Origin of the sequence: Pseudomonas sp. A-RE-19 (assembly GCF_019956555.1) — a bacterium.
Taxonomy (GTDB): domain Bacteria; phylum Pseudomonadota; class Gammaproteobacteria; order Pseudomonadales; family Pseudomonadaceae; genus Aquipseudomonas.
The window spans coordinates 110049-130523 of sequence record NZ_JAHBDQ010000003.1 but is presented as its reverse complement, the minus strand read 5'-3'; the positions used below and the strand labels follow the sequence as shown (position 1 = coordinate 130523).

Here is a 20475-nt window from a genome sequence, read left to right as displayed (position 1 = left end):
TAACCTACGAAGGGATTTCGCCGTGCGCTGGCTCAGGATTGCCATAGGCTTCACCGTCACTCTGCTGACCCTGCTCTGCATGCTCCCGGCCCAAGCCGCGCAAGGCAGTGGCTGGGCGGTATTGCTCGACGAACAGGGCGACCTGCAGCTGAGCGACATCCGTTCCGCTCGCTATACCAATCAATTCAGCCCCATCGAACTCGATCGCCTCACCGCGGCCGAGCCTGACGGAGCGCTATGGCTGCGTTTCAGGCTCGCGCCCGGCAACCACGAACAGTTGCTGCGAGTATTCGCACCCGATCTGTCGCACCTCAACCTGTATGTACTCGACGGCGACCAGCTGATCGATCAATCGAATACCGGCAATGGGCAGCCCCAGGCTGATCGCCCCCTGCCCAGCAGCGACTTCATGTTGCCGCTGCCGCAAAGCGACAAGACTCTCGACGTCTACCTGCGACTGGTGTCGGAACACCAGTTACGGCCTTACATCACCCTGCAATCGGCGGTCATGACCGCGGCCAGTCAGAGCCAGACGCTGATCTATGGCCTGCTGTTTGGCTGCATCGGGATGTTGATCCTGCATAACCTGACCCGTTATGCCTATACCCGCTCGCGCAGCAGCCTCTGGCTCGCGGCGTGCGAAGGGCTGCTGTTGCTCAGCCTGGTGCTGCTATTGAACCTGGCCGGCCCATGGTTGCCAAACTGGCGCGCCATACAGACACCCGGAGCCTACCTCGCCTTGCTGCTGACGGCGCCTTGCGGCCTGATGTTCGCCTACCGCTTCTTCGCGCCGCTCGGTCCACACCCGCTGAACAAATTGTTGTTGGGGGACATCCTGTTAATCGTGGTCTGCAGCCTGCTGCTGTTGTTCGTCAACACGCTGCCGCTGAACCTCATCACGTACGCGCTGGTTGCCCTGGCCGGTCTGAGCATGCTGTTCATCAGCGCCCATCACTGGCTAAAAGGTTATCGCCCGGCGCGGCTTTTCGTGGCGGCCATGGTGGTCTTCAACCTGGGCACATTGATTATCCTGCCGGCACTGCTGGGGCTGACCCTGGTCGCTCCCCAAGGCCTGATCATCACCTTGCTGGTGTTTATCTGCATCAGCGGCCTGTTGATGAGCATCGCCCTCGGCGAGCGACAGCGTAGCATCACCGAAGACCGTTTCAGCGTCAGTCGCGACCTGGCCGCCAGCAATGCTGAAATCAACGCCAAGGCGGAGTTCCTGGCGAAGATCAGCCACGAAATCCGCACCCCGATGAATGGCGTGCTGGGCATGACCGAACTGCTGCTGGGCACACCGCTGTCGGTCAAGCAACGCGACTATGTGCAGACCATCCACAGCGCCGGCAACGAACTGCTGACGCTGATCAACGAAATTCTCGACATCTCCAAGCTCGAGTCCGGGCAGATCGAACTGGACGACGTGCAGTTCGATCTCAATGCCCTGATCGAAGACTGCCTGAGCATCTTCCGCGCCAAGGCCGAACAGCAGAACGTCGAGCTGATCAGCTTTATCCAGCCCCAGGTACCGCGCGTCATCAGCGGTGACCCGACGCGCCTGCGCCAGACCCTGCTGAGCCTGCTGGAAAACGCCCTGAAAAAAACCGACGAAGGCGAGATCCTGATTGTCGTCGCTCTGGACGAACGCAGCGCCAAACCGCGGCTGCGCATCGCCGTGCAAGACAGCGGTCAGCCCATGGAGGCGGAAGAGCGCGATGCGCTGATGAATGCCGAACTGCACAGCAAGCACTTCCTCTCGGCCACCAGCCTGGGGGGCAATCTGGGGCTGGTGATTGCCCGTCAGCTGATCCGTTTGATGCAAGGCGAATTCGGCATCAAGAGTGGCACTAACCAGGGCAGCACATTGTGGCTGACCCTGCCACTGGACCCGGACCGTCTCGAACATCCGACCTCGGACCTGGACAGCCCGTTGCAAGGCGCACGGGTACTGGTCGTGGACGACAACGACACCTGTCGCAAGGTGCTGGTGCAGCAGTGCAGTGCCTGGGGGCTGAACGTGAGTGCCGTGCCGTCCGGCAAAGAGGCCCTGGCGTTGCTGCGCACCAAGGCCCATCTGCGCGATTACTTCGATGTGGTCCTGCTGGACCAGAACATGCCCGGCATGACCGGCATGCAACTGGCTGCCAAGATCAAGGAAGACCCAAGCCTGAATCACGACATTCTGTTGATCATGCTCACCGGCATCAGCAACGCACCGAGCAAGATCATTGCGCGCAACTCCGGGATCAAACGCATCCTCGCCAAGCCAGTGGCCGGCTACACCCTCAAGACTACCCTGGCGGACGAACTGAACCAGCGCAACAAAGGCCCGAGTACCTCGCCGCATCTGCCCGCTGGCCCGACCCTTCCGGTCAAGGTGCCCAGCGATTTCCGCATCCTGGTGGCCGAAGACAACAGCATCTCGACCAAGGTTATTCGCGGCATGCTGGGCAAACTCAATCTGCAACCGGACACCGCCAGCAATGGCGAAGAAGCCTTGGTGGCGATGAAGGCCCAGCGTTATGACCTGGTACTGATGGACTGTGAGATGCCGATCCTCGACGGTTTCTCCGCCACCCAGCAATTGCGTGCATGGGAAGTCGGTAACCAGCGGATTCGTACCCCCGTGGTGGCCTTGACCGCACACATCCTTGCCGAGCACAAAGAGCGCGCGCGTCAGGCTGGCATGGACGGGCACATGGCCAAACCGGTCGAGCTGTCGCAGTTGCGCGACCTGATCGAACATTGGGTTGCTCAGCGAGATCAGCAAAACCGGGCAGCGGTTCAGACCTCCTGAGCCGACAGACTCCACAGCGCCTGATAGACTCCCCCTCGACTTCCCTCGCCAGTGAGCTTGCACCATGCTTCACGTGTTGTTCAGCGTTTACCTGAAGATGCTGGTGCTCTACAGCCCGTTCTTCGTGTTGTCCTGTTTCATCAGCCTGACCCGTGGTTATTCGCGCAAGGAACAACGTCGCCTGGCCTGGAAAGTGGCGATTGCCACACTGGTTTCCAGCGTCTTGCTGTACCTGTTCGGGCGGGTGATTTTCAGTGTTTTCGGCATCACGGTGGACGCCTTCCGCATCGGCGCCGGCAGTGTGCTGTTTATCTCGGCATTGGGCATGGCCCAAGGCAAATCGGCGGTGCAGACCGACAACGTGCAACAGGACGTGACTATCGTCCCGCTGACCATCCCCTTGACGGTCGGCCCCGGCACCATCGGCGCCTTGCTGGTGATGGGCGTGAGTCAGCCACATTGGGACGACAAACTCACGGCGATTCTCAGCATTGCCCTGGCCAGTTTCACCGTCGGCGTAGTGCTGTATCTGTCGAACCGTATCGAACGGATTCTGGGTGATCAGGGTTTGCAGATTGTCAGCCGGTTGATGGGGCTGTTCGTGTGCGCATTGGCGGCGCAAATTATTTTTACCGGCGTGAAAGGCTATCTGGTTCCCTGAATACACAAGGCAGGATTTAAAGCCCTCGGCCCTCGCTTTCGCCAATCGATAGAGAGGGCTCAATCTCGATACATTGAGTGCCCCGCAGCCCCCCTAACCACTGCACGGTGTCTTCCCTGTATTCGTTAAAGTGATCCTGATTAAAACGAGCCCGGTAAAACCGGCGTCTTACGGCGCCGTCAATTTTATTCAACCCAATCTCTTTCTCAAAGACATGTTCGTCCATTGCTCCGCGAGTAGCGAAAGACACAGACGTCATATTCAAAAACCCATCCGCCTCCACAATACCTGTCATCACCCTTACCCGCGTCATCTCTGCGCCACCGCCCAATAAGCAGTGTTCTCTAAAAAGTTGCGCCACGTCCGAATCGGGCGACAACGTCGCGACTTTATTCATTGCTGCTGAAACAGCCGCTACCTGACTTTCGGGAAAATGACGGTTAACGGATTCGGCGAGTACCCTCCTCACTGAGAACGTCGCATCAAAAGACCTGGAAAACACCTCATCGGTGTCTTCCTTCACGTAAAAGGTCCAACCACACGCGGATAAGGTGTTCGTAAAGACCTCAAACCATTGCGAGTCATTCAAACCGCCAGGAACATCCTCGTCAGCTGCAAGTTGAGAAAATAGAACAGTATCAAGCACGTCTTGTTTCCTGGCAGGCAATAAAGCCTGCGGCACGACCAGAAAACTGCATGCATTTAAATAAAAAGAATATCTCACTTCCGTACTCCCCCCTTCTAAAAAACAGGCCAGTGACATGAGTCACTGGCCTGACAGGTTTTATTGGGCCTCGTTTTTGCGCCGCTGAAACCTTTTACTCAGGACCGCCTTATAATACTTCCCGAGATACTCTTCCAGATCATCCTTTATTGCCGCATAACGAAGGGGGTTAAAGGTAATGTAAGAGTTACCACGAAAGATAGTACGGCTGGATGTTTTCCAGTCGAAAAAAACAACCCCGGTTTCCTGGTCGCCACCGTCGCTATCGATCGACGCTAACGACGTAATAATAAGGCCGTTCGCCAGTTGGTCGCATGGCATGACCGTCAACCTGACGCCTTTGCTTTTGGTCACTTCACGATGAAACAAATCAATCGCTTCAGGTTCCTTCTTTAGCGCGTCCAATGTCGAGTCGACAATTGCGCTGAGAGCCGTTGCCCCTGGAATTGCCGCTTTCGCCGCCTCAACACCAGCCTTGATAATATCGGTAACAATGTTATCCATTGTCAATTGATGGGAGCGCTTCTCATAGGCGGTATAACCGGAGTCCGCGACAAAACAACCCGCCTCATCCATGCACTGCAGAAACGCGAGGTACCAGGCTTTCGGATCATCACCAGGAACTTCATAGCTCGCCTCCAACTTCGAAAACTTAATAAGATTTTCGATAATCGCCATGTTTTCAAGGGAAATATTTGCGCCATAACCCACCAGCGTATCGGACAATACCGCGGCATCCAATTCTTTGGTTGGACTAGTAGGGTCTATTGCTGCAAATGCCTTTACGCGAGCAACAGAAGGCTGCATTGATTGGCGCTTACTAATGCGCGCCTTTATCAACGCAACGCTTTTATCAAGACCAACGACACTTTCCATAACTTCCATATTCAACATTCCTTTGATGAGTCAATGTATGCCCCCTGTGGGCATGCATTGAATCTATCGCACAGCACTCCAACGAACAAACCGAATCTTGATTCCACACATGTACAACAACCACCCTCAACCAACCAATAAGCAAGAAATATATTAAGAACAAATTCCATAGCATTACTTCATCTCAGCAATTGCAATCTACTTGAGCTACCTATCTCGCGACACCTTTGCATACAAAGCAACTACCAAAATTAATCAGGAAGACTTATGAGTAACAACACACCCTGCGGAATGGTCACAGGCCACAATCTTATCTCGTGTATAGACGAACTATCCTTGCAAGACTTTGATGACATGACAGACTGCACGCGAATTGCAACAAGATCAGCCGACCTCGGCCATGGCCGCTTTGCCAATTCACAAGACTGGCTGGAAGAATATGTTCGCACGTTGATGTTTTTGGGGTGGTCGCTCCATGAAGGCGTCATCAGGACACGCACACGCTCGGATATCACCGGGAGCGTTGCCGACTTCCTGGTACGCAGTGCGCAATCCATGAGCGATTCAAGGCAAGGGAACGCCATGATCGACACCCTGGATGCCTTGAAGCCCGAGAAGCCCGTCGTGCTTTCACTGGATGAAGAAAGTCGTAAAGGGCGTCGCTTCCAGGTAGCACCCTCACGTTACGATTCAAGTGGAAACCTTCATATGGCGGTTTTTAATCTCGAACTGGTTGCCAATACCGAGAAGAGCAGCTTTTTGTTTTGGTCTTGGGAGAAACAAACAGCAAAAATCGTCCAGCAGAGTGCCTTTCTTAAATTGGACAGAGAGGTACTCGACACCAAAAGGGAATTCATGGAGAAGAAACTCAGAGATCAAATCATGAAGCGGTTTGCCTTGGCGAAGAGACAGCCATAAACCCTGCGATAAATGAGCCCCAAAAGGCGTTGCCAGTTTCACTGGCGGGGGTGGTGCTTTATTAGGGTACCTGGTTCCCTGATGCCGGAATGCACAGGGCCGCGAGTTCGACAACCCGCGGCCCTGTGCATTCCAGTCGATGACGCACTCAGCGCATCCCCACGAGACTTACACCTCGTTCAACTGTTCAACGAGGGTTCGCAGCTCTACGCCGTCTTTCTCATCAGCATCCATGGCTTGCACCAACTCATCGAGGGCCACTTCAATGGTACCGTCGAGGATCTGTAAGTTCAGTGTCAACGGATAGAGAGGCGCTGAATCTTCAGCATGAACATTGCGAATAACCAGACTGTGGCCCGTGTCTGGATCGGTCAACAATAACTGCCCTTCGACCAGACTGGCCCGCCATCCATCCTGAATACCGGTAACCAGCATCAATTGGCCAGGCACCCATGACTCAGCGCCCAATAAACGGCGACAATCAACCACAATGCACTCAAGCCGCTGCCAGACAGCACTCGACACGTTACAACTGTTCGCCCCCGGCCCATAACTCAGGATCACCTGAGAGACATCATCAGGTATCAACGGCATAAGGTCCTTGAGTTCACCCTGAAACTCCAGCAACAACACCTCGGCCTCCCGACGGGCAACGCTATTCTCCAGCCACACGTCTCTCGAAGCGCTGTAAGTCACTTGGCTGGGCACTTCGTGGAGCAAGGCTGTCTTTTTGTTTCGAACGCCCAGCAGTCGGGTTTCCAGGCCCGTGTTGACCTCGCCAACCACCTGATCGATGTCCGCGACGTACCATTGATACCCCGAGTAACCGCCAACCGATATAAATGCTTCGTGGGGGTGCTCGCTCACCAATGCTTTCAAGGCGTGCCTCACACCCGCATCGTAAGGATCATTCGTTCCCTGCTTGGCCAGCACCCAATCTCCCGTGACGCCGACAATACGTGCCGGCTCACCGAAGCGCATCTCGAGTTCGACGCCCTCGAACGTTCGCCCTCGCAGACCGGTTTCATGGGCCCATACGTGAGCAAAAGACCATTGCGACCAAACCTTTTGTGGCGCAGGCAGCAGGCCCTGCCGCAGAAGCCGCAAGCCATTGGCAAAGAGTGTCGGTAGTTGTTCAGGTTCAAGAAACGCTTGTCGATAGAGCTGACCCGCAGATACATCCAGCAGCCAGCCCGCCTGATCATCTCGCGTCGTTGCCACTAACCGCACCTGCTTTTCTGGCCCCAAGTCAGCCATTAACCATCGATGGTCGGTGTACCAGGCGCACAGCTTTGCTTCCCCCACGCCGCTACCCAGACCAAGAATCGCAAAGCTCAACGCTTGATAGTTCCTGGCAACAGCCCCAACCTCTGTCCACCATTCAAAACGACTGCCCAGCGGCGCCCTCGCCTCTTCGAGCCAGTCTTCGGTGATGGCGGTCAGCTGCGATTGCCCTTGGTCATCGATATCAAAATACAGCCCCTGCCTGGTCAACGCGACGTAGCGTCCTTCATTGGCGATGACCTCAATCACGCCGCGGGGATCGATACGCTCAGCCTGCGCATCCACACCAGTGATAGCCGCCCCGATCTTCTGGCGATAGAGCGTGCTATTGCGCTTGTCATAGAGCAGGAAGGTATCGCCCGCACTTGTCGCGGGTGTCAGCAATAGCGGGCTCACCGCTCCGTCCGGCCCTTCGGCTTGCGACATATCGGGACGGATCACCAAGCCATCGGCATCACGCACCCATGTGCTGACCGGATCTTCCTTATCTTCAGTCAAGGGTGTTATCGAGACAAACGCCGCAGGCTTATAGTCCACCACCTTCACCTGGGTCAAAGGCCAAAGTTTCTCATCCTGGACCAACAGTTCGTAATCCCAAAAGAAGTCTGACCACGCCTCCATCACATCCTTGAGCAGCAGGCTGCGTTGACGTCCGGTCAGGCGGCCTGCGATCGCCATCAGCTTTACTTCATTCTCGCCCAGCAGGTAGATCACCTCGGCTTCACGGCCCGTGCGCTGTGTCACCTGCTGAACGATACGGATGACCCCATGCCCGAGGTCTTGAAACACCGAAATAGTCGAACCGGGTACCGGATCCATCAGACGATAGAATCGATTGACCTGCCCCGTGACCACGTCAGAGCGCCAGACGAGTGATTCCCGCGGAGAATAGAAATACGCCTGCCCCCCCATAACCGTGCCCAGCCTGGCCTGGTTTGCCAGCGCCGACGGTAAGTCACGAGCGTAGATAAAACGATCATGGGCCTGTTCATAAAAAGCCGTGGTCTGTTGTGGTTCTTGTGGGTCTGCGAACGGAACCGGGAAATGCTGTACCGCGGTGAACGGGCTGGCCAAACGATGGGTGCGGGCCAGTTCCCTGACCCTGGTCTGGATAATCGCAGTGTCGACAGTCGGGTCGGTCTCCAGCTCTTCAAGCAGCAACTGCCGTTGCGTCCAGTCAACCCGAAACGAGTTATGCGAGGTCTGGATAATCAATTCAGGCGTGCCCATGACCTGAACATCGACAGCGCCCAGTTTCAACTGGCCCTCGCCGACGACAATATCCATTTCACTCAACCAGAGCGCATGCAGCGTCCAGGCCATCGGTCGAGATTCCTCAGCCTGCGACAGACTGACCAAGCGTACACCCGGGTCAAGTGTCAACGCGCAAGGGCCGCCCAACCCTTCAATGCTGTAGGACAGCTTGCCATGCAGTATTTTGGGTAGTTCGGGCACCAGCAACGAGCGCGGCGCCTCATCCAGCAAGATGCTGATCGTTGTCTGGACTTCCACCGGATACAAGTTGTGCAAGATGTACTCGGAGGGAAACTTGTAAAAGGTAAACCAGAACCGGCGACTGCCCGCAGCGTCGTACTCCAGCTTCAGCGCGGTTTCAAAATACTCGGAACGGGTGGTCGAAAACGGCAGCGCCGAGTAATCGAACCCGAACCAGGTCTTGGCCACGCAAGGCAATACGATCGCCTGAAAGATCGTCGGATCGGCAATCGGGGCATGCTCCGCCAACCCGAGGTGTTGTCGGATGTTGATGGCTTTTGAACGATCGGGATTAAGATCCGGCGGGTTCAACGTGTAGGTGTTGGCCGACAGAATTTCCTGGCTATCGAAGGTGATCCGCTTCTTGCGCAAATCGATCTCACGGATGTGCGCGTATGGATTGGCATAGAACACACCTTCCTTGATCGAGTGCCCGCCCGTGCGATAAGCCTTATTGACGCGGTTCAGGTACTGACCGATCCGCCGTCCTCGCTCCAGCGTGCCGTTGAACCCCTCTACCAGCGCGCCCACGCCAATGGCCAGCCCGCCGAGGATCACGCCGGCGCCACCAAGAAATGCAGCCGTCGTCGTCGCACCTGCGAGACCCGCGCCCACGCCGGCCACCGACAGTGCCAGGCCTGCCGAATCGAACGCCAACTGCGTGCCGTATTGCGCCTGTTGCAGATCGTCCTTGGCATTGCTCAGCAGATAGATATCAAAACCCAGAGTGGCGAGTTGCAGCACCGTGCCCAGACCATCCCTGGCAAGATGACCCAACGCGTTGACGACCACCGAGGAGGTGGTTCGGGCCACGAGCGATGCGTCGCTCAACGCCACCTGGAACAACTTGACCAGCTCCACGACGTCGACCAAATTGCCATGCGCCAGCTGCGCGTAACTGAGGTAGCCATGCATTTGCACGGCAGTCGTCAGGCTCCGGTCCGCATTGATGTCGTTGAGCTGCTCATGGGATTTGAGCGCCATCAGTAGCGCCTGAACCGTAAAGGCCGCATTCAGGGTATGCACGGCGCTGACCTCAGTCGGGTCAACCCTGCCCGGTACTGATGGCTTGACCGACAGTGTCTGGAAGGTTTCCGTCAGGTAGGAGCGGATTCGCGACAAGACACTGTCGGTGCTCGATACCCTGATGGTGCGCGCGGGGTCCTTGAGACTGACCAGGCTGATCTCATACTGCCCGCCAGGCATCTTCCGCACACTGTCGAACACCGGAGCAAAGTCTCGCCCCAGGTTGCTTTCCGTGTGTAGACGAGCAGTGCTGTGCTGAATCTGTTGTGCCCAATAGCGGGCGTCCAGTTCGCTCAGTCCACGCCCCAATCGGGCATTTTCCGACAACGAACGCGCCCTCAACGCGGCGTGATGCTCCCAGGGTGTCACCGCCACACCGGCACTGATCGGATCATGGCTCAGCAAACCCGCCACCGTATGGTGCGATGCAAGCGGTTGATCGGCGATACGCGGGCCATTGAGGTCGACAACGTTGAACGTCGCGTCCATCAAGTGACTGATGCCATACAGTCTGGACAACTCCGGGCTGCTCAAGAATTGCTCAAGACCACGGTGCAGAGCCTGCGCCTGTTCAAACCCGAAGACTCCAAAATTCGGATCGTAGAAACGGTAGGCACTCGACGCCCCATTGACGATTTTTGCGACCAGCAGGGAATGGCTTTCAGTGTTGAGCATCAGGGTGCTGGTGGACGCCCGAGCCTTCAGTGTCTGCATGACCAGGTCCAGCCGGGACGTCCCCAACAAGGTGCCGGACCGCGCCATGGGCACCGTGCGCAACTCATCGAGGGTTGCCAGAAACGCATGGGTTTCATTGTCGTCGGGAGAGAGGTTTGCGGTGGCCAGCCGGCCGCTCAGAGCATCCACGGCCGAGGGGCCTTTTTCGAGGGCCGCTGCCATGGCCAGCACCAGTGGATAACAGCGTCTTCCGGGATCGCCTTCCCCCCGGATCAGCAATCCCTGAGGCATCAACCTCCCGCTGGAAGCGCCCTGCGCAATGAAGGTTTCCAACACCGTGGCACTGCGCTCGAAGATAAGGTGGCGCAGCTCGTATTGGGCCTGATACTTGATCCTGGCAATGTGCTCACCCCATTGGCGCAAGGTCAACGGCGTCTCGAATGCCAGTGCCTTAAGCACCTGAGCGTTTTGCTTCGAGGGCTCAGCAGGCATCCGGGCAGATGCAGCTCCCGCTTCGAATGCAGGATGCCGACGACTGAGCAAGGCTTGTTCAATGGCTATATAACGCTGGGAGAAACCGCGATCGGCAGTGCTCTCTGCGAGAGTCCGTATGTGCTGCCAGGCTCCTTCGAACCCGATGTTATCCAGCGTCTGCGCGCCGAACAGCCCACCGAGCAGCACTCGATGCACAGGGCTCAACTGATCGAGCGGCAGAGAGCCGTGACCAATGCGGACAATCATTTCGTTCAAGTTACCGATCGGCTCAAAGCCGTGAGCGACCGGAAGGTCGACATTGCCTTGTGCCAGGATCCGCTGACGCTCATCGAAGCTCAGGGACCAAGGCCGATCGAAGCTCAGGTCCCCGCTGAGCTTTTCGTTCATGGCCCGAATCAAGGGGGCTCCCAGGTCATCCAGCAATCGCTGCAAGACGTCGGTCAGCAGTACCGGACGACCTTCAATCACCGGCCAACCTTTTTCGAAGGTCAACAGCTGACCCTTCAGCAGCTCATCGATGTTGCCCTTGTAATGGGATTTATAGCCGCCCTGGCGGCTTTTTTCGGTTTCAAGATCAAACCAGTTCTGCTCGGACTTCGCGCTATCTTTCCAGCTGTGATGGGTTTCTTCTTCGGTGGCGAGGTTGAAACCGTCGAACAGGTCAACCTGATCGCTGATTAATTGGCGAGCCTCAAGGATCGTATGGTTGTTGGCGAAGTCACTTAATCCGCTGGATACCGCCGTAGGTCCGCTCATTCCAATGGCCGATTGGGCGCCGAATTTGATCCCATCGGCATCATAGTCATTGATCGCCTGTAAAAAGCTGTTGAGGCTTTGCACATTTGCTGTCCAGCCTGAAATCGGACCGTATTGTTTTTCCATCTCATGGATGATCAGATCGGAAAATGCCTGGCGATCCTGAAGCGATACATGGCGGCTTAAAGCCTGCGCAACTACCCGGTCCCTGAACTGGTAGTTGCCGCGAATCTTTTCCATGATGGCAGCCAGTTGCGCAGAGCCCGCATGACCGCTCAACAGCGCATTGGATAAGCCGTTGAATGGCGTTTTTATCTGATCCGCCAGCAAATCCGGAGTGTTTTTATTCCCTACGCGCAGACCATTCGACGCAACCATTACGTCATCGAACGGCGCAAAAATATCGCGAAGGGACGGCATGCTTCGGGCAAAGGCTGCCAGCGCCTCTTTGTATTGTTCAGGCACATCGGGACGAAAATCCGCGTACGCACGGCCCCGATTCGGCAAGATTTCCGGGTTGTGATCGAGCAGTATCTGCATCACGCCTATACGTTCTTCGGCACCGAAACCAGCAAGATCCACGTCACCGAGTTTCTTATGCAAAGACGGCAGCAAATCCGTATCAAGGTAGGTTCCACTTTCGATATTCACCGCCTGCAAACGCGTGATATCTGATGCGGCTGCCAGATTGGTGCGAAAAGAGATTTCACGTTCATAAATATCGAACAACGGTTGATCGAAAAGCTCAACACGAATGTCCCGACGTGCAACGCCTACCCCCTCCAAAGATTGAAGATTGCGAGCTTTGAGCGCCTTGAGCGCAACTTCGTCCTGGCCATAGGCACTGACCAGAAGATCGATTCGTGCCTGATCGGCACTTCCTCCGGCCCGGGTGACCGACTGGATATGATCGAACATCTGCTGTCGCAACACGCGAGTCCGTTCGATATAACGACGTGCCAGAGCCGCCGCCGTATCGACGGTGCCCTGCATCCCGAGCGCCTTGGCTGACTCAACGATAATGCGATGGGTCTCATGGGCCAGCAGAGCATCGCTGTCATACCACAGGTTGAGGCTATAACCCTCTGGAGCCAACAGTTGCTTCCAGACATTAATATAATCTCCCTGAATAGCACCAATGCCTCCACCGACCCAGACAAAGTGCAACTTTTTGGGGACGGGCTTGGCAGTACCCAGCAGTTCGACGGTAGTATTTAAACGCCGAAAATAGTCCGCCAACTTATCCTGAACTGTTTGCAGCGAGGCACTTGAACCTTTGGGATTTATTAATTCAAGTGTCTCCTTCAAAAGACTGACTGGCGTCAGCCGGGCCTGCAGACTCGATGCTTGCGCAGCACCTTCGTAGTAACGCAAGGCCGCATCATGCTCGGGCATGGCTTCAAAACCATTCAACGCCGATTCCAACTCGCCGCGCTCAAACAATCTTGAAAAAGAATCAACCTGACCAAGCGTCACAGGAGTTTTACTGTTCATTATCATTTCCTTATGAAAAAAACCGACAGTCACTCACACATTGAACAGGTCCAGTGCGTGAGTGGCTTTCAGAATTTAGCTGGCGACTGCTTCAACTTTTCCGAGCGGCAAAAGTGTATTGAGCAATACGCTATTGGAGCTGTACTTTCTGGCGTGCAGGGCACTGACCAGTGTCGATACCGCAAAGGATTGATAGCCGCCCAATGCCAGAAACACATCGCCACGCAGGGCGGGATCCACCGCAAAGACCTGACGAAAGATCAAACTGTGTCCGCTGTCGGAATCAACAATCACCAAGTGCTCATCGACCCGACTCACCCACAATTGATCCGAAACCACGATATCCCAGATCAATTTCCCTGGCACCGAAGGCGGGTGATCGAGTGCATAGCGGCAATCGACGATGACCGACTCAAGTTTCAACCACGCCGTTCTGGTTAACCGGCTGGTTGTTGCGCCTTGACCCATTTTGAGAACAAGGATGCTGACGTCATCGGCAATCAACGGGAGCAGGTCCTTGTTCGTATCCCCTTCGACCGTTAGTACTTCGGCGTTTCGCTGAATATAAATGAGCGGCCCGACCGTGTTTTGTTGCGGGAAGGTGTGCAAAAAACCATCCCCACGCTCGTGCAGCATCACATTGGTTTGATTCTGGGTGCCCACCAACGTGTATTGCGCCGCAAGAGCGATCGTCGGAATCCGGATCAAGCGCCCGGTCCGGACCACGTACCACTGAAAGCAGTCAGGGTCTTTGACGGAAAGAAAATCAGCGCATCGATGCTCGTTCGCCAGCGCCGCCAGACCTTCAAGCAACTCACCTTCCAATGCAGCGACCCAATGGCAATCAACACCCGTAATCCATGCCGGTTCGTTGTGCTGTAAATCCATCTCTATGCCTTCAAGCGTCGTTGCCCTCAGGCCGGCGCCTTCCACCGTCACGTCGATAAAGGTCCAGGGCGCCCATTCCTGCATGGGGGCCGGCAATGCCTCAGCCTGTAACAGCTTCGTTCCCAGGGCAAATGCCGCGCTCAAGTGGTCCGGATCGATGAAACCCTGGCGAACAATCATGCCGGTTGAAAGATCGAACAGCCAGACGGCCTGGTTGTCCGGGGTAATACTCAGCAGCCGTACTTCTTTCCCATGGCCCAGGTCCGCCAGCAGCAGTCGATCCTCAAGGTACCAGGCGCACAAACCGGCATCGTCCTGGGAGCTGGTCAAACCCAGGATGGCAAAGTTCGGCACCGGGTACTGTGCCGTCACCGTTGCCAGTGCGGACCACCACTGGGGTCGGTTGTTGAACCAGGTTTCGGTCAGCCCGCCCAAGCGCAGGTACCCGTCCGGCGTCATGTTAAAGAACAGGCCGGAGTCGGTCAGTACGAGATAGCCCTGCTCAACGGCGACAACATTTTTCAACCCCTTGGGGGTGATGTCTCTGGAAGACCATTGGGCGCGACCATCCACCATCGACCTTTGCTGTCGCACGAGTCTTTCGGCAGGCTTGTCGTAGGTGACAAACACATTACCCTTGACCTCAGCGGGGGCGAGAAGCAGAAGAGCGGTCAATGCCTTGATTGAGTCTTTCCATCCCCGCAAATGGTGACGCCTGGCAGGTGCGCGGATGATCAAGCCGTCAACGTCCCGGACCCAGATCAGATCCCGAAAGTCAGCCTCCAGCTGCCAACAAATCGATACCAGTGCAGCAGGACGCCAGTTCACGGTATTCGCTGATTCTTCCAACAAGACATAGCCGCCCAGCACCTGCTTCCAATCCGTTAATGTGTCCGCGTCCAGCACTGGCTGCAGTGCTGGAACCAGCCCCAGGGTGATCGAGCTTAGCCACACGGCCCCGTCATGGATCAGATAGGTCAGTTCAGCGTTCGGGCCGTTCTCTGGCGTGAGTTGCTGCACGATCTGAATACCGCCATCGGCCCTGACCTCACAGCGAACACTCGTCGGGGCACCTGTTACAAGCAAACAATAGCGCCGAATCAGCGTTCCCGTGGTTGCATCAACCTGCCAGACGTAGAAAGACTCGCGGTGATAGAAGTAGGCCGAGCCCTCGACCACTGCCCCCAATATAACCTCTTCGGCAAGTAGCACCTGCGGGTCACGTATATACAGAAAACGATCTTGAGCCGAGTCGTAATACGCGGCGACCGTCCTGGGTTCGTCCGGATTTTCGAACGGAACCACGAACTTATGAACGGGGGTATAAGGCATGATCAGTCGGTGTTCACGGGCCAGAGACTTGAAATGATCCAGCAACGCTTGCTCCCCGAGAGCCGGGTCCGCATCCTCTTCGACCTCCTCCAACCGCAGGTCAACAAGATCAACGCGCATGATCTTGTTGCCAGCCAGCTTGAGCAATACATCGTGAACGCCGTCACCCGCAAATTTCACACCCAACGTGGCAGCCACAAGGCGACCCAAAGGTTCTATCCGGATATCTGCCTCTTTCAGCCAGGGGACGAGCAGCACCCAGCGAGTTGCGATGTGGAACGGTGTGATCAGCTCAAGGCTGACGCCTGGATTGAGCAGCACGGAACATTGCGCGCCCGCGCTTTCAATCCGGTAGGTAAGCAGGCCATGCCAGACTTTGGGTAAAGCAGGCACCACCAGCGAGCGCTCGACATTGTCGAGACGAATGTTGAAAACTGTCGGTCTGTAGACAGGGTTCAGTCGGTTGACAACGTAGTCACCGGGAAACGAGTAAAACGAAAACAGAAACTGCCATTGCCCCTGTGCGTTCTTTTTCTCCAGACGACGTGCCGTATCAAATCCAGCATCATGACGAAACGTGACAAACGGCAGCCACTTGTATTCGTAGCCGTACCAGGTTTTGGGCGTGCAGGGCAGCACGATCGTTTGCCCGGCCTGCGGTGAGAAATGTGCAGAGTCGGGCAATTCAAGGCCCTGGCGAATATCGGTGGCACGTGCGTAATCCACATCGAAATCCGGAACCCCGAAATGGTCTCGCAGCGGGAACAACTTCGGGCTGTCAAAACGAACGGTGGATTCACGCAAATCCAGTTTGGCGAATACCAGCAGCGGATGCGCAATCCAGGTATTGGAAACAGCATCCAGGTGATAACCGCCTTGTAAATAAGCCTTTTCGAGCCCGTCAAAGAACAGCCCGACCTCCTTGGCCTCCTCCGCAATGGTCGCAAAGCCTTCTGCCAGCGCAGTAACGCCCACCGCCAGCCCGCCCAGAATCACTGCGCCGCCCCCCAATACCGCAGCAGCCGTGCCCGCACCCACAACTGCGGCGCCCAGGCCGGCGGCAGCCAACACTACACTGGCGGAGTCGAACGCCAACTGTGTCCCGAACTGCGCCTTTTCAATGTCATTGGTCGCATGGCTCAGCTGGTAAATATCAAACCCGACATTCACCAGCCCCAACACCGTCCCCACCCCTTCGTTGGCAATATGCCCCAAGGCTTTTTGCACAATCGGTACGCTGGTCCGGGCGATCAGTTTTTCATCGTCCAGTGCCAGGCGAACCAGTTTGACAATGCCGATGACGTCCACCACGTTGCCATGGGCCAGTTGGGCATAACTCACATAAGCATGCAGGCGAATAGCGGTGGTCAACGCATTGTCACCACCGCTTGCCGCGCCTTCATGCTGTCGCAGCGCGTTCATCAAAGCCTGTATGGTGAAGCCGGCATTAAGCGTATGAACACTGCCCGCGTCAGTCGGATCGGAGCCGGGGACTGGCGATTGTTGTTGGCTGGCCAATGTCCTGAAAACCCCAGAGAGAAACGCCTTTATCCTGAGGAACCGGTGATCATCCGTCGTGACACGCGCCATGGTCTGCCCAACTTTTGGATCGACCAGACTGATCTTGTATTCTCCGCTCGGCGTAACCTCCAGCGTCTCGAACAGCGGGACAGTATCCGGCGATAACTGGTGCCGGGTCTGCAACTGCCTTGTCGCCTGGGCGATCTGTTCTCCCCACCAATGAGCATCCAGCTCCCGCAAAGAGCTGCCCAGCACTGCATTGTTCACCAGCGATCGCCCACGGGCGCTGGCCACGCGTTGTCGAACCCGTGACAGCGTTTGTTCAGGCAAAGCGCCGGGCCTGGACAAGCTCGACACTTCGATACCGGACGCAAGCACCCTCTTGTTCAAGCCCGCCCCGTCGAGCTCGATCAAATCAAAGGTCGGCCGCTGCGCATCGCCAAAGGCTGCGTAATGGCTAGCCATCTGCTTGCTGATGAAAAAGTGCGTCAATGCATCATTGAACGCCAGTGGTGTAGCAAATTCGAAGATCCCGAAATTCGGGTCATAGAGAAGATAAATGCTGTGCTCGCCTTCAAAGGTTTTCGCCACCAGCATCGAGTGGTTATCCGAGTTGAGCATCAGGGTCGTGGTGGCCGTTTTCTCTTCCAGCATCGCGACGACCCGAGTCAGATCAGAGCGCATCAACGGTTTGCCGATGTCGTTGAAAGGGACATCACGCAACTCTTCGATCAAGTTCACAAACGCCCTTGAATCACCGGCCTCGGGGTCAGTGACGGCCAGGTAAAAACGTTCGCGCAGGGTGTTTGCCGCGTTGTTGCCATTGTGAAGCGCTGCCGCCATGGCCAACGCCAACGGGTAACAGCGCCCGGCGACCCGGTCGCCCGCGCCTTCGAGCAACAAGTCCTGTGGCACCATTTTGAAACTGCCGTGATCGAAGCTTGCCAGCACTTCTCCCATTTGCTCGCTGATCCGGTCGCGGTATTCGAGTTTCGCCACGTGCTGAATTTTCGCGACCCGGCGCCCCCACTCGATCAGGGTCAGCGGCTGGTCGAGTGCCTGCCGCTTGAGTTCGACACTGGTTTCGGACAGGGTCGCATACGGGTTGGAAGTACCCGCCAACCCTGCCAGGAACGCCGGATGGCTCTGCCTGAACAGCTCCTGTTCAATGGCCCCATAACGATGAGAAACGCCCAATTCGGACACCGTATTGGTCAGGTTCTCCAACCCGGCGCTGGCCACATCAAAGCTGCGCTGATCCAGTGCCTTTGCCCCCACCAGCGCGCCAATCAACAACCGTTGCAGAGGGTTCAGTTGCTCGACCTGCAAGGATCCCTTGGCAATTTGGCGAAGCATTTCATCGATCGGCAAATCCCGCGTCGCCGCCTCATTGGGAGACGCCGGCGGCGGGAGCTCAACCGCTTGCGCAATGATGGATTGGCGCTCATCGAAACCCAGCTGCAGTTGCTGTTCGAACGTCACTTCACCCTCGGCGCGCTGGCTCATTGCCTGCAACAATGGTTCGCCAAGATTCTCCGCCAGGGACTGCAGCAGGTCCGTCGACAACACATGCCGACCTTCGATCACTGGCCAGCCATTATCGAAAAGGATTGTCTGGTTACTGAGTAACTGATCCAGTTTGCCGACATAGCGCGCCTTGAACTGCCCCTCCTCCCAACGCTGTTTTTCTCTTTTCAGCCATTGGGTGGTATCGCTCTCGTTCTCCTTCCAGGAGTGGTCCAACTCTTCCTCGGTCGCCCGATTGACGGTCGCGATGGCTGGAATAGCGACTTCAGCCCGCGAGGCTTCAGCGCCCCGTGGGGTGAAGTGCATCTTTTCGTAATCCGCCAGTCCATCGCGCATCGCAGCAGGCCCGGTCAGATAGATCGTCACTTCGCTCTGGGGACGGATACCGTCGCTGTAGTACGCAGCGGCGGCTTCAACCAGGAAACTGACCGCTATTTCTTCCTCCATCGACAGTTCATGCAAGGGGCCGAACCTATTCTCGACTACCTCTTCGGCCAGGCCACTGACGGCTTCAGCGTCGATAAACGCAATCTTTCTTTCAATGGCCAACCGAGCGGTGGCATCGACCACTTCATAGTTGAACCTGAAACGGTCAAGAACGGCCTTGAGCATTGCAGAACCGGGATGAGCCATCATGAACGCATTACTCAACGAGCTTTGTTCGGCGACGGCTCGCAGCCCATCCGGCCGAACCTTGCGCTCTGCCGGCGCGTGGAAAACATCGCTGATCTGCGGTCGGCTTCGGGCGAAACGCTCCAACTCCGCGCGATGCTCCAGGGGGATTTGCTCGAAGAAGCGTGTGTACCTGCCGCGCGCAGCCTGACGTCCCGGCATCCATTCGGGTTGTTCATCCAGTATCAACTGCAGAACACCCAGGCGTGCATCCGAACCGAACCGGCTGATATCCACACCACCCAGCGTTTCAAACAGAGGCGGCAGATTATCGACATCGGCGTAGCTGCCACCTTCGGCGAACAGCGCCTCGGCGCGTACAACATCGGAGGCAGCAGCAAAATTGCCGCGCAAGCTGATTTCTCGCTCGTAGATATCTTGCAAGTAAAGCGGAGTCGCCTCGGTGGCGAGATCGCGCAGAACCATACCGCCCTCACCCAACGCCAACAGGCTACGGCGATTGCTTTCCCTCAGAACATTCAAACGCTCCTCATTCTGACCATAGCCGCGAACCAGCAAGCTGATTCTGGCGTCGTCTGCGTTCTCGCCGTGTTCTATCGCTTTACTGATGTGCGCGAACATTTGTTGCTTGAGGGCGATGGCCCGCTCTTCATACTTGTCGCCCAGCTCAATAGCGCTGCTACTGGCCTGCCCGCCATTAAGCATGGCATCAGCCTTGGCCGCCTCGACAATAATCCGGTTGGTTTCGTAAGCCAGCAGCGCATCGCTGTCATACCAAAGTTTGAGGGTGTAACCCTGCCCGGCCAACGTCTGTTTCCAGAGGTTGATATAGTCGCGTTGAATATCTCCGATCCCGCCGCCGAGCCAGACGAAGTGCAAGTTGTCAGGCACTTGGGTTGCCGGAGTTTGCAACTGCCGGACCCCGCTCGCGAGACGAACTTCGAAACCTTCAATTCGTTCGTAGATATCGGTCAGGTCAGGCGCTGCGCGCTCGGGAATTGATTCCGTGGTTCGCCGCAGTCGGTCGACAGGCACGATGAAAGAAGCCAAAGCCTGCTTCAACAGGCCCAGCGGCTCCAGCAGCCTGGGAGAATCGAGCAAACCGATGCAGCCAAAGTAATACCTGAAGACAGCGTCGTATTCGGCCGTCCCTTTGTGCGAAATCAAAGCGTGCTCAAGCTCAGCAACTTTAACCAGATTAATGAACTTCACGTAGCCACCCACGTGCGGGGCATAGAAATTATTATTAGACAAAATGCTCTCCTGCCATCAATACATGCAAATAAAGGTTGAATACCAGGCACACCAAACAGGCCTCCCGGCATCTATCAACAATGAAGATCGTTATTTCTCAGGCGTACAAATACCGCC

The 20475-nt window shown here is 56.2% G+C and carries 7 protein-coding genes; 3 read left to right on the top strand and 4 right to left on the bottom strand.

Annotated features, from left to right (window positions below):
- Positions 1 to 22 precede the first annotated feature (22 nt).
- A complete protein-coding gene (locus KGB14_RS02570) occupies positions 23 to 2800 on the top strand; it encodes a hybrid sensor histidine kinase/response regulator (protein WP_223483959.1) in 2778 nt (925 codons plus the stop codon).
- Positions 2801 to 2864: 64 nt separating this feature from the next.
- On the top strand, positions 2865 to 3461 hold the full coding sequence (locus KGB14_RS02565; RefSeq protein WP_096513619.1) for a MarC family protein: 597 nt from the start codon (positions 2865 to 2867) through the stop codon (positions 3459 to 3461).
- Between the two features lie 16 nt (positions 3462 to 3477).
- On the opposite strand, the gene KGB14_RS02560 is transcribed toward KGB14_RS02565, so the two are convergent.
- Positions 3478 to 4224: a hypothetical protein gene (locus KGB14_RS02560; protein WP_223483958.1), complete on the bottom strand. Its 747-nt coding sequence runs from the start codon at positions 4222 to 4224 to the stop codon at positions 3478 to 3480.
- A 21-nt stretch (positions 4225 to 4245) separates the two neighbouring features.
- Positions 4246 to 5070: a hypothetical protein gene (locus KGB14_RS02555; protein ID WP_223483957.1), complete on the bottom strand. Its 825-nt coding sequence runs from the start codon at positions 5068 to 5070 to the stop codon at positions 4246 to 4248.
- 258 nt (positions 5071 to 5328) lie between these two features.
- Here KGB14_RS02555 and KGB14_RS02550 point away from each other — a divergent pair, with 258 nt between their 5' ends.
- Positions 5329 to 5979: a hypothetical protein gene (locus KGB14_RS02550; RefSeq protein ID WP_223483956.1), complete on the top strand. Its 651-nt coding sequence runs from the start codon at positions 5329 to 5331 to the stop codon at positions 5977 to 5979.
- 168 nt (positions 5980 to 6147) lie between these two features.
- Here KGB14_RS02550 and KGB14_RS02545 read toward each other — a convergent pair whose 3' ends face one another.
- A complete protein-coding gene (locus KGB14_RS02545; RefSeq protein WP_223483955.1) occupies positions 6148 to 13203 on the bottom strand; it encodes a TcdA/TcdB pore-forming domain-containing protein in 7056 nt (2351 codons plus the stop codon).
- 75 nt (positions 13204 to 13278) lie between these two features.
- Positions 13279 to 20358, bottom strand: a complete 7080-nt coding sequence (locus KGB14_RS02540; RefSeq protein WP_223483954.1) for a TcdA/TcdB pore-forming domain-containing protein — start codon at positions 20356 to 20358, stop codon at positions 13279 to 13281.
- Between the last annotated feature and the right edge of the window lie 117 nt (positions 20359 to 20475).